The organism is Algoriphagus terrigena DSM 22685 (assembly GCF_000429445.1).
Classification (GTDB): Bacteria; Bacteroidota; Bacteroidia; order Cytophagales; family Cyclobacteriaceae; genus Algoriphagus; species Algoriphagus terrigena.
Map to the genome: position 1 here is coordinate 468806 of NZ_AUBW01000003.1, position 13676 is coordinate 482481.

Here is a 13676-nt window from a genome sequence, read left to right on the forward strand (position 1 = left end):
ATAAAGATGAATTATCCACAAATAGAAGCTCAGTTGAGCAAGTCAGCGGTTTTTGAGAAAGTAGCGCTTTTTCTAAAAGAACTAGGGTTTGAAATTTCATCCAAAGACATGGACCGTCCGTGGGGCGGATTTTTTGTGTTGGAAGAGTCGCAAATCCTGAAGTTTAAATCCGAGTTTTTTCCGGAGGTTGCCCTGTCGGATGCCCAGTTGAAGCAAAAACTCAGTCCGAAGTTCCTCTTGGTGGCGCCTGACGCGCGACTTTCTTGGCAGTACCACTTTCGTAGGGCGGAGCTTTGGAAACTCATCGCCGGAAAGTCTGCGATCTGCAGGAGTGATTCAGACGAGCAAGGACCGGTAGAGCCAATGACACCGGGAGCGGTGGTTTCTCTCGAAAAAGGCGAGCGCCACCGATTGATCGGAACTGATAATTGGGGCGTGGTTGCGGAGATTTGGATGCATTCTGACCCTGAAAATCCGTCGGATGAAGAGGATATTGTGAGGCTTCAGGACGACTATTCCAGAAAATAAATAAGCTCGGGGTGTTACCCCGAGCTTTAAAAATCTAATGTTTAGTCCGTAGCTCAATCACCCTTAAATAAACTACTCAGATCAAAAAACGACTGCGGACAAGCCGAAAGAAGTAGATGAATCTAGCTATAATTTTTTGAAATTCAATTAATTGGAATTCAAAAAAAATCTCTGTGTTGTGAAATTTTTTCGACGCACGGCCTCGCTAAAATAGAAGGTTAGTTTACACACTGTGGAGGATTTTTACAGATTACTTCCCTCGGGCCGCACTTCCGTCACAGGCAGGACGCGTGCTATTGGGCTTCGACGATTTGGTCGTTTTTGAAATTGACCAGATCTTCCAATCTGCCGGCAGAGTTGTAGTATTTCCAGGGACCTTCTTTTAGGCCATCCTTCATGTTGCCTTCTGATGCCTTGCGGCCGTTTTCATGGTAGAAAATCCAAAGCCCATCGGCCTTGCCTGATTTGAAAGTGCCTTCAGATTCCTTTTGTCCAGTGACATAATAGGTGATGCGTGTCCCGTCGCCATCTTTCAGAGTCCCCTTGTCCAGTTTGGAACCGCCATTGTAGCTAAAGTATTCTCCGACGTTTTTCAATCGGCCATTGTCCCAAAATTCCTCTTGGGTGAGCTGTTTGTTGTCGTAGAAAAGTCCCCATATCCCGTTTTCAAAACCCAAGGTGTAAGTTCCGACTGACTTGAGCTGGCCGCCGTCGTAGTAGTAGAACCACTGTCCATCCTCCATCCCCAGTAGGTAGCTACCTTCTGCAACCAAAATCCCGATCTTGTTGAAATACTTCCAAAGGCCGGTTTTGAGATCGTTCTTATAGTCCCCGATGGAATAGATTTCCCCGTCGGGGAAGAAGCTTTTCCAAGTTCCGGTTTTTGCGCCGCTTTCATAGCTTCCCTGGACCGAGATTTGTCCCGAACTGTGGTACTCGAGGTATTCACCGACAGGCACTCCCAACTCGTATGTCTTTCGTTTGGATAGGGCTTTGTTTGGGAAATATTCCTCCCAAATGCCTATCGCAATGCCATTCTCGTACTTTTCGATTCGGGCCTCTCTTCCGGTTTCATAGTAGTATTTCCATTCCCCGGTTTTGTTGCCGTTTTGGTCGAAATATTCTTCCGCTTCCAGGGATTTTGTACCTGGAAAATACCGCTTCCATGCGCCTGTCTTTTCGCCGTTTTTGTAATTGCCCGTTTCCTGCAGGATGGAATACATATTCCTTTTGAAACTCCCTTCCAGCTGTCCTTTGACATAGGTGGCTTCTGTGATGACATTCCCATCAGGGTCGTATTCTATAAAAGGCCCTTCCCGCAGTCCGTTGACATAAAATTCCCTTGCTGCCAATTCCCCGAACTCGTAGTAGGTTACCCATTGTCCGGATCTCAGACCGTTTTCATATTGACCTTCGAGGCGGACTTGCACTGGATCGATGTAAGAGGGATTGCCGGTCTTGCCGAAAAACTCCGTGTACTTGCCTACCAAAATACTGTCTTGATAGATCAGCTGTCTTTTGATCGCTCCGTCGATGTCAAAATATTGGGCTGGTCCCATAAGCCTCCCGTCGCGATATTCGGCTACTTCCATCCGTTTACCATTGGGGTAAAACTGCGTCCAGGTTCCATCTTTTTTGCCGCTGGCAAAGGTGCCTTCTGCGATCTGGGTATTGGTCTTGGGATTGTAGAATTTCCATAGGCCTTCGCGTAGTCCTTTGGTAATCACTCCAGTGCCCATCAACGTGGAGTCGGAATTGAATTGCTGGATCAGTTTGGGGTCCTGGGAGTAGGCTGAAAAGTATAAGAAGATAAAGGCTGCCAGAAGCAAATTTCTCATGTTGGGTAGGTTTCGGTGGGGTATTACGCAGGCTCTAAGCAAACGGTCGAAAGAATGGATTCGATATATTTACTACGTACGAATCGATTTCCTGTTTAAAATTAAGTTAATTCCTGCTTTGTTCGCCTGGAACCTGGAGGATACGCACGATTTTTTTTACTTCTTCCTGAAGTGCCAAGACATTAGCCGTGGGATTTCCGAGTATTTCAAAAGGCTTGATCCAGAGGTGAAATCCGAGATCAGACCCTTCGATGGTCTCTGGGTTATCCGTTTGATTCTTATTCAAAATCAGGTCAGGATAATCCCATTTGTTTTCACTTAGTCCAAATGAAAACCCTTCCTCAAGGAATCGTTCCGAGAGACTTTCTCTGTTTTTTCCCATCAAGGCTGTGATAAAAAATCCGTTTCCAAACCAGTTGAGCAGGCGGATATTCACTCCATCTAGAGAGTCAAAATCACGGATCAGATCCAAAACCTGGTAAGGGAGTCCGAGCAGGTCATTGCCTTTGGATATCTTTGATCCCCGTGATCGTTGCGAAATTTCCGTCAGTTCAAAGTTGGAAATGGCGTTTGCTACCTCCTCCAAGATGCCGACAAATTGTTTTTTTAGCAGATTTTGCCGGCGAACCAGATCGCTGTCCAGCCAAAGGTTGAGATCTAATGGATCTTGCGGATCGGCCATTTTACCAACGTAGTAGGACCGAGGCCCACGCGAATCCAGACCCAAAAGCAGCAAGACACACCAAATCCCCTTTCTTTAATCTTCCTTGCTCCCAGGCTTGGGAAAGTGCAATCGGAATCGTCCCGGCCGTGGTATTGCCCAGATACATGATATTGTTGAAGACCTTCTCGTCGGGAAGCTCGAGCTTCTGCTGCACGTATTGGCTGATCCTCAGATTGGCTTGGTGGGGGACGAGCAAGTCAATTTCGTCTTTGGTGTATCCGTTATGATTCAACGCCTCGTTAATCACTTCCATGAACCGCACGATGGCATGCTTGAAGACGGTATTGCCATTCATTTTGACAAAAAAATCACCCCTGTCAATCATCTCTTGGGAGAGTCTGACCTCGCCGCTGGAGCTCGGCGCAATGCAGTATAGCTCCTCCGCAAAGGCACCGTCGGAGTGCAGATGGGAGCTGAGAATGCCCGGTTCGCTCTGTCCGACGGCACCCAAGATCACTGCTCCGGCACCGTCAGCGAAGATGACTGCGCTGGATCGGCCCTCGTCACTTTTGTCAAGTGCTGAAGACTGGATCTCGGCACCCACGACCAGGATCTTGCGATACATCCCTGTTTTGATAAATTGGTCGGCGACGGTCAGCGCATATAGGAAGCCAGAGCAGGCATTTTTTACATCCAAAGCGCCGATGTTCGCCAGTCCTAATTCCCGCTGAAGCAGGACACCGTTTCCCGGAAGAAAATAGTCCGATGTGATCGTCGCGAAAACAATGAAATCTACCTCTGAGGGCTCTATACCGGCTCTTTCCATTGCCATGCGGCTGGCTTTGGCTGCCATGTTGTTGACCGTGTCGACTCCCGGAGTAAACCAGCGCCTCTCGTGGATACCTGTCCGCTCCACAATCCATTCGTCGTTGGTATTCATCATTTCAGAAAGCTCCTGATTGGTCACAATCCTCTCTGGGACGTAGTGTCCAGCTCCAAGAATTCGGGATCTATTCATTGTCATTCGGGTCTATGTTGGGGAGAATACTTTGATCGGCAATATCGATACTACTTGGCATTCCCACAAAAAGGCTACAAAAAGCGGCAGTTTTTGGCTTACCCGAAAAGTGTATAGTTACCAAACTGGTCCATGGGTGAAATCTTGCGGATAATTCCCGGTGAATCATTCTGAACAGAGTTGACCAAAGAGGAGACGCTATAGCTCATCATCATCTCAGCGGGATAGGGCTTGAGGATCTTCAGAAGATCTGACTCAGAGGTGTATTTGTCGAGCCACTTTTTTTCGTCTCCCCGGCTCAAGATCACCGGCATGCTGTCATGGACTTCTTCGATCACTTCATTTGCTGACGTGGTGAGAATCAAAAACGTATGTTGGGTTTCTCCGGAGACAGTTTCGTACTCTTCCCAAATGCCCGCAAAAGCGAACAGGTCATCCTCCCTGAGTGTAAACCGGTACGGGATTTTGGTCTTTTTTCCCAGTTTTTTCCATTCGAAGAAGCCATCAGCAGGAATCAGGCAGCGTCTCTTCTGAAAAGAACCTTTGGTGGAGAGTTTCTCATGAATCGTATCAGCCTTTGCATTGATCAGTTTTTGAGTGACTGGTCTGTTTTGTCCAAAATCCGGAGTGACTCCCCAGTAGAAGTACGAAAAACCTTTTGGGCTGTCGGAGGTGATCACCGGCACGAGCTGCGTGGGCGCGATGTTGAACCTCGGTTTGAAATCTGCCAGCATTTCCGCCTGAAATCTTTCTTCCAATTCGATTCTACTTTTGCTGAGAGAGTATCTACCGCACATGATCAGGGAGTTAAATTATTCGGGTGGAAGTTAGAGATCGTGGCTTATAAATTCAACAGCCCGACACTCAGAGTAGTAGCTTTTTTCTCGGGAAGGGCCGGAAAATCCCACGTGACCTCCATGTTTTGGGAACTCAAAATGAACCAAATCCAATGTTTTGGCGAGTTTGTGTGGAAAACAAGTGTCGCTTAGAAAAGGGTCGTTCTGCGCATTCAGCACCAGAGTTGGGACTTCAATCTGATCTAAAAACTGCAGCGACGAGTTGACTTCGTAGTATTCTGCCGCGTCCTGAAAGCCATGTAGCGGTCCGGTGTAGAAATCATCGAAATCCCGCAGGGTCCTGGTCTTTTGGAGCATTTTCAGATCCAGTTCCCGCGGGAAAGTTTGCGATTTTCGGGTCACTTTCTCTTTGAGTGTAGTCAGAAAGCGTTTGGAATAGATGATGTTTTCTCCGGTGGAGATCTTTTCGCAGGATCTTGCCAAGTCAAGGGGAACGGATATGGCAACAGCTTTTTTGATTTTGGAGTTAGGGAATTTTTTCTCTCCCAGATATTTCAGTGTGAGATTCCCTCCCAGACTAAATCCCACCAAGAAGATTTCGGAATAGGTTTTCTCAGCATGCTTGATCACGGTGTCCAGATCATAAGTGGCGCCGCTATGATAAAAGATGGCTTTTCGATTCATCTCTTCACTGCAGCCGCGAAAGTTCCAACTTAGGACATCAAACCCTTTTTGCCAAAACTCGCGAGCCATTCCCAGCATGTAGGGCCGGCTGCTATTCCCTTCCAAGCCATGGCTCAAGATCACCAACCGTGGGCGATCAGCCCTAAACCAATCCAGATCCAGGAAGTCTCCGTCCGGAGTTTCGATTCGTTCGCGCAAAGGTTTTCGAAGTTCTACCTTGCGGAAAAGTGCCGGGTAAATGGTTTCTAAGTGGCCGCTAAAGAGCCAATTAGGCCTTTGATAAGAGCTTTCAGAAGTCAGTGGCATAGGGTGAAAAGGCCTAAAACAGCTCGGAAAATACAGGATATAAATTTGAATAAAGCGTATTTAAAAACTATTTTTGGTCTCTTTAAAAACGAACAAGCTCAAAATTACCTATGGCCGAAATAATCAGAATGCCAAAAATGAGTGACACAATGGAGGAGGGGGTGATCGCTGCATGGTTGAAAAAAGTGGGAGATACTGTGAAGCCCGGAGATATCTTGGCGGAGGTAGAAACCGACAAAGCGACCATGGAGTTGGAATCTTACGAAGAAGGTGTCCTTTTATATATTGGAGTTCAAGAGAAAGATTCAGTACCTGTGAACGGTGTCATTGCTATCATCGGGGAAAAAGGCGAGGCCTATGAGCAATTGCTCAATGGATCTGCTGCTCCGGCTGAAGCCAAAAAAGAAGAATCCAAGCCGGAAGCTAAAGCTGCCGAACCTGAGAAATCAGAGGAAGCTCCAAAAGCAGAAGCTCCTGCGGAAAAAATAGATACCTCCAGCATCAATGCAACGGTCATCACCATGCCAAAGATGAGTGATACCATGCAGGAGGGAACCATCGCCACTTGGTTGAAAAAAGTGGGCGATGCAGTCAAATCCGGTGAGATCATTGCCGAGGTAGAGACAGACAAGGCGACCATGGAGCTCGAGTCTTATGAAGACGGGGTTCTCCTATATATCGGAGTCGAAGCTGGAAACAGCGTCGCTGTGGATGGAGTCATCGCGGTGATCGGAGAGAAAGGCGCCGACTATCAGACTTTGCTGAAAACACAGCAGGGCGGAAGTAAGCCTGCAGCTCCGGCTGAAGCGAAAGTCGAACCAGCACCGGAAGCAAAAACTGAAACGCCGGCTCCAGCGGCAAAAACGACCGCAGCACCGAGTGCTCCGGCAGCGGCAAACGGCGAGCGAGTGATAGCATCTCCGCTGGCTAAGAAGATGGCCGAAGAAAAAGGTTTTGACATTCGTCAAGTAAGCGGATCAGGCGAAGGCGGAAGAATTATCAAGAAGGATATCGAGTCATTCGTACCTTCTGCAGCGCCTGCAGCTGCTTCGGCAACTGCCTCAGCTGCCAGCTCAGCTCCGGCGGTAGGTGTGGAAAGCTTCCGTGAGGAGAAAGTTTCTCAGATGAGAAAAGTGATTGCGAAGCGACTTGCCGAAAGCAAGTTTGGCGCGCCTCACTTCTACCTGACCATGGAGATCAACATGGACAAGGCGATCGAAGCCAGAAAGAGCATGAACGAGATCTCTCCCGTGAAAATCTCCTTCAACGACATGGTGATCAAAGCTTCAGCGGCAGCTTTGCGTCAGCACCCAAAAGTAAATTCCAGCTGGCTTGGCGATAAAATCCGCTACAATGATCACATCCATATCGGAATGGCCGTAGCAGTGGAAGAAGGTTTGCTGGTGCCTGTGATCCGATTTGCAGACAGTCTGTCTTTATCCCAGATTTCCAATCAGGCGAAAACACTCGGTGGAAAAGCCAAAAACAAAGAACTTCAACCCAAAGATTGGGAAGGAAATACATTTACAATTTCCAATTTGGGAATGTTTGGCATCGACGAGTTCACTGCGATCATCAATCCTCCGGATGCCTGTATCCTTGCTGTTGGCGGGATCAAGGAAACCGTAATCGTGAAAGAAGGTCAGATGAAAATCGGCAATATCATGAAGGTGACTCTTTCCTGCGACCACCGAGTCGTAGATGGATCTGTAGGTTCAGCATTCTTGATCACATTGAAAAGCTTACTTGAAGATCCGGTCAGGATCTTGGTTTAATAGAATAACTGCCAAAAAGTCCTGTTTCGACAGGACTTTTTGCTTTTGTATGGTTATTGGAGAAAGGGTTGTTCAGTTATTGGCTATCAGTTACAATTGCTCTGATCAAAACTTGCAAAGCCAGATTGTTGGATCCAATAACTTGAAAACTAATAACCAATAACTTTTATCCATGGAAAAAATCAAATCAACCACCGTCGTCGCCATCCGACACAATGGACAAGTGGTCATAGGAGCAGACGGACAGGCGACGCTCGGCAATACGATAGCAAAGAGTACGGTCAAAAAACTCCGTGTGCTTCAGGGAGGAAAGATCGTGACGGGCTTCGCAGGTTCGACAGCTGATGCATTTACGCTGCTGGAGAAGTTTGAAGAGAAACTCGGAGCATTTGGCAACAACATGAAGCGCGCTGCGGTTGAGCTGGCTAAGGAATGGCGCACGGACCGGATGCTGAGCAAGTTGGAGGCAATGATGATTGTCGCTGACAAAGAAGACATTCTGATCATTTCCGGTAACGGCGACGTGATTGAACCAGACATGGAGATTGCCACGATTGGTTCGGGAAGCATGTTTGCCCAATCCGCAGCCCGGGCGATGAAGAAGTTTGCGCCACATCTTTCAGCCGAGGAAATGGTCCGGGAAAGCCTCCATATCGCGGCAGATGTCTGCATCTACACCAACCATAATCTGGTGATCGAGCAGGTGAAAAGTTGACAGTTTCGAAAAGAAATGAGTTAAAAGCCGGAAGTTGACTTCGGCTTTTTTTCGTTTTAGGTAAACCTCTGGAAGAGATTGAGAGTTATCAGAATGTAACTCAAGCTTTTCCCATGGAAACTACAACCACTAAAAAGACTGTAAAAAAGGATTATCGAAAACTGATCTTGGAAGGTTATGTAAATCATGTTTTGGAACATGGTGCTGAACCGGCCTCAGTTTTCAAGTTTGCGAAGGATTTGAAGATGAAGGAGGAAGAGTTTTATACCTACTTCACTTCATTTGAATCCATCAAATCATCAATTTGGGTTTCAATATTCGATTCTACGCTAGAACAGATCGAAGCCCAGGAAGTATTCAAAGAATACAGCGTCCGGGAAAAATTTCTCAGCTTCCTGTTTACCTGGATCGAGGAGCTTAAGAAAAACCGATCCTACCTACTGAGTTTATACCAGGACAAAAGCAAAGCTTTCAAATCGCTGCCGTCAGATACCAGAGAGTTCAAAGAGAAGTTTAAAGACTTTGCCGGAGAGTTAATTTCGGAAGGGAGGGAAAGCCAAGAAATCGCGAGCCGGCCAGTGATCGCCGATCGGTACGACGAGGCGCTTTGGCTTCAGGTCGTATTCATATTCAAATATTGGCTCGATGACAGAAGCCCACGATTTGAGAAAACCGATGCAGCCATCGAGAAATCCGTCAATCTCGCCTTTGATCTGATGGGAAAGAGCGCACTAGACAGCTTTTTGGACTTCGCGAAATTTCTCTACCAAACGAAATAAACATGGCCAGTAAGGTAAAAGAACAGGAAACCATCCCGGTTTCCAAAGTGCAGCGAGCGGCCAAATTTATCTCCACGGGAGCCAAAGTTGGTGGGAACTACGTGAAGCACTATGCCAAAAAGATGGTCAATCCATCGATGGATAAGGAAGAACTGCACTCCAACAATGCCACCGATATCTATAATTCGCTCAGTGAGCTGAAGGGGTCAGCCCTGAAAGTGGCTCAGATGATGTCGATGGATAAGAATCTCCTGCCGAGAGCTTACCAGGATAAGTTTACGATGGCGCAGTACTCAGCGCCGCCTTTGTCTTATCCTTTGGTGGTGAAGACTTTTCAAAAGTACTTCGGCAAGCCACCGGAAGGGATCTTCGACACGTTTACACGATCTGCTGTCAATGCCGCTTCCATCGGTCAGGTCCATCAGGCTACCAAAGACGGAAAGACCTTAGCCGTGAAAATCCAGTATCCAGGGGTGTCTGATTCGGTCAGTTCGGACTTGAAATTGGTCCGCCCTTTTGCGCTGCGACTTCTCAATATGAATGAAAAAGAGCTCGATCACTACATGGAAGAGGTGGAGGAGAGGCTCGTGGAGGAGACTGATTACACGCTGGAAGTGAAGCGCTCCCGCGAGATTTCGGAGGCCTGTGCGCATATTCCAAATCTAAGATTCCCGACCTATTATGATGAATTCAGCTCAGAAAGGGTGATAACCATGGACTGGATCTCAGGTAAGCATATCAAAGAATGGATGGAAACCAATCCCAGTCAGCAGTCCAAAAATCAGGTTGGGCAGGCGCTGTGGGATTTCTATCACCACCAGGTACACAATCTAAAGCAGGTTCACGCAGATCCCCATCCAGGCAATTTTATAATCCAGGACGACAGTCGATTGGGAATCATCGATTTCGGCTGTGTTAAGGTGATTCCGGAGGATTTCTATCGGGGCTATTTTCCTCTGATGAAGAAGGGTATGGTCTTGAGGGAGGACGAGTTGAATCAGATCTTCTATTCGCTCGATTTTATTTCGGATCGCGATACCGAGGAAGAGAAAATTTACTTCAGAGGCGTGTTTAAGGACATGATTTCGCTATTGGGGATGCCCTTTCACGTGGATCGGTTTGACTTTGCTGATGACGGCTACTTTGAGCGGATTTTCCAATTGGGCGACAAGATCTCCAACGATAAGATGTTCAAAAAATCGCGTCAAGCACGGGGTTCCAGACATGGCCTATACATCAACCGAACCTATTTCGGGCTCTACAATCTGCTCAATCAACTGCAAGCCGAGGTGGATACGACGAAGCCGGAATGGTTAAAGTGAAAAAAGGGAGGTTTTTAGCCTCCCTTTTTTTAGTTTACTTCGAATAGGTCACCCGATAGATACAGTTGGCCATATCGTCTGAAATCAGCAGGCTTCCGTCAGGAAGTTCCTGAACATCCACAGGTCTTCCCCAGACTTCCTGGCTCGCATCGTCCAACCATCCGGTAGCGAATGTTTCTTGCCCGGTTACTTTTCCGGATGCATCCATTTTGGCCAGAACAACTTCGTAGCCCGCTTTTTTGCTTCTGTTCCAGCTGCCATGTTTGGCGATGATTGCGTTGTTTTTGTAATCGGACGGAAACATTTCCCCTTCATAAAATCTGATTCCAAGCGGAGCATTGTGTGGGCCGAGTTTTGCGGCCGGTGCCACATAGGCATCTGCTTCTTTCCCCTTATCTCCAAATTCCGGATCCTTGACCGTGCCTGCATGCCAATACGGATATCCAAAATGTTGTCCGGCAGCAGTTGCGCGGTTGAGCTCGCAATCCGGGGTGTCATCACCGAGCATATCGCGACCGTTGTCGGTAAACCACAACTCTTTGGTCACAGGATGCCAGTCAAAACCGACCGTATTTCTTACGCCATGAGCATAAACCTCCGGTTTTGACCCAGGTTTGTTCACGTCCAATCGGGTGATGCTGGCGAAAATTTCCTCTTCCGGATCACAGATGTTGCAAGGCGCACCAACTGGCACGTAAAGCATTCCGTCGGGTCCGAAGGAAATAAACTTCCAGCCATGGTGACTTTCAGTCGGGTAGCCGTCAAAAACCACCTCAAACTTCGGATTGTCCAGGTTGTTTTTGATGTCTTTGAACCTTAGGATGCGGCTAACTTCAGCCACATAGAGGTCGCCGTCCTTGTAGGCGACACCATTGGGCATGTCAAGATTTTCGGCCAAGATGAACTTGGAATCGGCTTTGCCGTCGGCATCTTCATCCACCAGAGCATATATATATTCTTCCTGACGGTTTCCCACGAAAACAATTCCGTCGTCCGAGATGGCCATCGATCGGGCATTGGGCACATCTGCCGCCCAGACTTCGATCTTGAATCCGGGTTGCAGTTTGATTTGATCCAGTTTTACATCTGCTTTTGCGGTGCGGATATCCTGTTTATTGGGGCCGTTTGAAGCTGAGACGGGAGAAAGCTTTCCCTGGCAGCTCGCACCCAGACTGATCAATCCGAGGGCAAGACTAAAAGCAATTGGCTTTATGTAGTTCATGGATTTTTTCTTTTTTACCCAAATAAGCTAATCAAATTGAGAATGTTTTCCGAGTGGAAGCTGTATAAACGGGGCTTTGGTTATTTTTGCGCCATGTTATCGATTTCCAACCTTTCTTACTTCATCGGCGGTCGCCCGCTTTACGAAAACGCCAACCTGCATATCAAGCCGAAAGATAAAATCGGGCTTGTGGGTCAAAATGGAACCGGCAAGTCCACCTTACTAAAGATCATCAACGGCGACTATCAGGCGACCACAGGGGAAGTACAAAAAGCGAAAGACTGCACGATCGGATTTCTGAATCAGGATCTACTTTCCTATCAGTCTGACGAAAGCATCCTGAATGTTGCCTTGGCGGCGTTTAAAGAAACTTTGGCTCTACAGGATGAGATCGAAGAAGTCCTGAAACTGATGGAAACCGACTACTCGGAGGAGATCATCAATCGGCTGGCTCACCTTCAGGATCGCTTCGAAAGCAACGAAGGCTACACGATCAAGGCCAAAGCCGAGGAGGTTTTGGAAGGAATCGGCTTTCAAACCAAAGATCTGGGCAAGCCACTGCGACAGTTTTCCGGAGGATGGAGGATGCGGGTGATGCTGGCGAAACTCCTTTTGGAAAAGCCCTCCCTGCTCATGCTCGATGAACCTACCAACCACTTGGATTTGCCCTCCATTCAGTGGGTGGAGAACTACCTCAAAAACTATGAAGGCGCCGTTGTCGTGGTTTCCCACGATCAGACCTTTCTCGATAATTGCATCAGTACGACCGTGGAGGTCTCCAATCAGACTTTGACGTCCTATCCTGGAAACTACTCTTTCTATAAGGAGGAGAAGAAGATCCGAATGGAACTTCAGCAAAACGCCTACGAAAATCAGCAGCAGATGATCAAGCAGACGGAGAAGTTCATTGAGCGTTTCCGAGCCAAGGCGACCAAATCCAACCAAGTTCAGTCCAGAATCAAAGCACTCGACCGAATGGATCGGGTCAATGAAGTGGTCAATGACGAGGCATTTGTAAACTTTAAGTTTAAGTTTTCCCAGAAATCAGGACGCGATGTCGTGATCTTGGACCATGTCTCCAAGTCGTATGGTGATCTGGTGATCTTGAAAAATACAACGGCCAGGATCGAGCGGGGAGACAAGATTGCATTGATCGGAGCGAATGGGAAAGGAAAGTCCACACTGCTGCGGATCATCGCCGGCCCAGAGCAAACGACAGGCACTAGAACGGAGGGACACAATGTGATCAAAGCATTCTTTGCGCAGCATCAGCTGGAAGCCCTGACCTTGGACAACGAGATCATGCAGGAAATGGCTCAAGCTGGAAGCAAGAAATCCGAAATGGAGCTTCGTGGCGTTTTGGGATGTTTTCTTTTTTCCAATGAAGAAGTATTCAAAAAGATCAAAGTTCTATCTGGAGGTGAGAAATCCCGTGTCGCATTGGCAAAGACGCTGATCTCTGAGGCTAACTTCCTATTGCTCGATGAACCTACCAACCACTTGGACTTTCAGTCGGTTAATATTCTCATCCAAGCTCTACAGCAGTACGAGGGGACGTTTATTACCGTTTCCCACGACCGACATTTCATCAAAGGCGTGGCGAACAAAATCTGGTACATCGAAGATCACGAGATCAAGGAGTATCCCGGAACCTACGACGAGTACGAGTTTTGGAGAAGCCAACAGACGGAGGTGAAGACCACTCCTGTTGTCGAGAAAATTGAGAAAAAGCCTCAACCGGCATCGCCTCGAAATACCCCCGAGACACAGCAGGCGAGACGGGATCTGAAGAAGCTGGAAGAACAGCTCCAGAAGATCGAAAAGGAGATTGAATCATTGGATCTGCTGAAAGCCGAAACAGAAGCCAAGATGGCAGATCCGGAGATGTATGAGGATGAAGCGAAAGCTCAAAAAGTGCAAGAAGGCTACCAGCGCATCCAGAAAAGCCTCGATGATGCCAATGCTCATTGGGAGCAACTGGTAGATCAGATCTCTTCGCTTCAGGAATTGGCCGGATAATTGGCTTGG

12 protein-coding genes are annotated in these 13676 nt (G+C 47.6%); 6 read left to right on the top strand and 6 right to left on the bottom strand.

From position 1 onward, the window contains the following. The first annotated feature begins 6 nt into the window (after nucleotides 1-6). Entirely contained in the window at nucleotides 7-528 is a 522-nt protein-coding gene (locus G459_RS0102010; RefSeq protein WP_051315031.1) for a cupin domain-containing protein, read from the top strand. A 293-nt stretch (nucleotides 529-821) separates the two neighbouring features. Here G459_RS0102010 and G459_RS0102015 read toward each other — a convergent pair whose 3' ends face one another. The 5 genes from G459_RS0102015 to G459_RS0102035 form a co-directional block, all read right to left on the bottom strand. After that, the gene (locus G459_RS0102015; protein WP_035454889.1) at nucleotides 822-2366 is read right to left on the bottom strand and encodes a toxin-antitoxin system YwqK family antitoxin; all 1545 of its coding nucleotides are present in this window, start codon (nucleotides 2364-2366) and stop codon (nucleotides 822-824) included. Between the two features lie 106 nt (nucleotides 2367-2472). Beyond that, on the bottom strand, nucleotides 2473-3048 hold the full coding sequence (locus G459_RS28780) for a hypothetical protein (protein ID WP_051315032.1): 576 nt from the start codon (nucleotides 3046-3048) through the stop codon (nucleotides 2473-2475). Between the two features lies 1 nt (nucleotide 3049). After that, nucleotides 3050-4048, bottom strand: a complete 999-nt coding sequence (locus G459_RS0102025) for a 3-oxoacyl-ACP synthase III family protein (RefSeq protein WP_026966139.1) — start codon at nucleotides 4046-4048, stop codon at nucleotides 3050-3052. Nucleotides 4049-4146: 98 nt separating this feature from the next. After that, complete coding sequence (locus G459_RS0102030) at nucleotides 4147-4845, bottom strand: SOS response-associated peptidase (protein WP_026966140.1); 699 nt, start codon at nucleotides 4843-4845, stop codon at nucleotides 4147-4149. 30 nt (nucleotides 4846-4875) lie between these two features. Further along, nucleotides 4876-5835, bottom strand: a complete 960-nt coding sequence (locus G459_RS0102035; RefSeq protein WP_026966141.1) for a YheT family hydrolase — start codon at nucleotides 5833-5835, stop codon at nucleotides 4876-4878. Nucleotides 5836-5945: 110 nt separating this feature from the next. Here G459_RS0102035 and G459_RS0102040 point away from each other — a divergent pair, with 110 nt between their 5' ends. From G459_RS0102040 to G459_RS0102055, 4 genes are all read left to right on the top strand, one after another. Further along, nucleotides 5946-7610: a pyruvate dehydrogenase complex dihydrolipoamide acetyltransferase gene (locus G459_RS0102040; protein WP_026966142.1), complete on the top strand. Its 1665-nt coding sequence runs from the start codon at nucleotides 5946-5948 to the stop codon at nucleotides 7608-7610. A 172-nt stretch (nucleotides 7611-7782) separates the two neighbouring features. Then, a complete protein-coding gene (hslV, locus tag G459_RS0102045) occupies nucleotides 7783-8325 on the top strand; it encodes an ATP-dependent protease subunit HslV (protein ID WP_026966143.1) in 543 nt (180 codons plus the stop codon). Between the two features lie 113 nt (nucleotides 8326-8438). Then, complete coding sequence (locus G459_RS0102050) at nucleotides 8439-9104, top strand: TetR/AcrR family transcriptional regulator (protein ID WP_026966144.1); 666 nt, start codon at nucleotides 8439-8441, stop codon at nucleotides 9102-9104. 2 nt (nucleotides 9105-9106) lie between these two features. Beyond that, on the top strand, nucleotides 9107-10426 hold the full coding sequence (locus G459_RS0102055) for an ABC1 kinase family protein (RefSeq protein ID WP_026966145.1): 1320 nt from the start codon (nucleotides 9107-9109) through the stop codon (nucleotides 10424-10426). 34 nt (nucleotides 10427-10460) lie between these two features. Here G459_RS0102055 and G459_RS0102060 read toward each other — a convergent pair whose 3' ends face one another. After that, complete coding sequence (locus G459_RS0102060; protein ID WP_026966146.1) at nucleotides 10461-11648, bottom strand: PQQ-dependent sugar dehydrogenase; 1188 nt, start codon at nucleotides 11646-11648, stop codon at nucleotides 10461-10463. Between the two features lie 93 nt (nucleotides 11649-11741). On the opposite strand from G459_RS0102060, the gene G459_RS0102065 reads away from it, so the two are divergent. Continuing rightward, nucleotides 11742-13667: an ABC-F family ATP-binding cassette domain-containing protein gene (locus tag G459_RS0102065; RefSeq protein WP_026966147.1), complete on the top strand. Its 1926-nt coding sequence runs from the start codon at nucleotides 11742-11744 to the stop codon at nucleotides 13665-13667. Nucleotides 13668-13676: the final 9 nt, after the last annotated feature.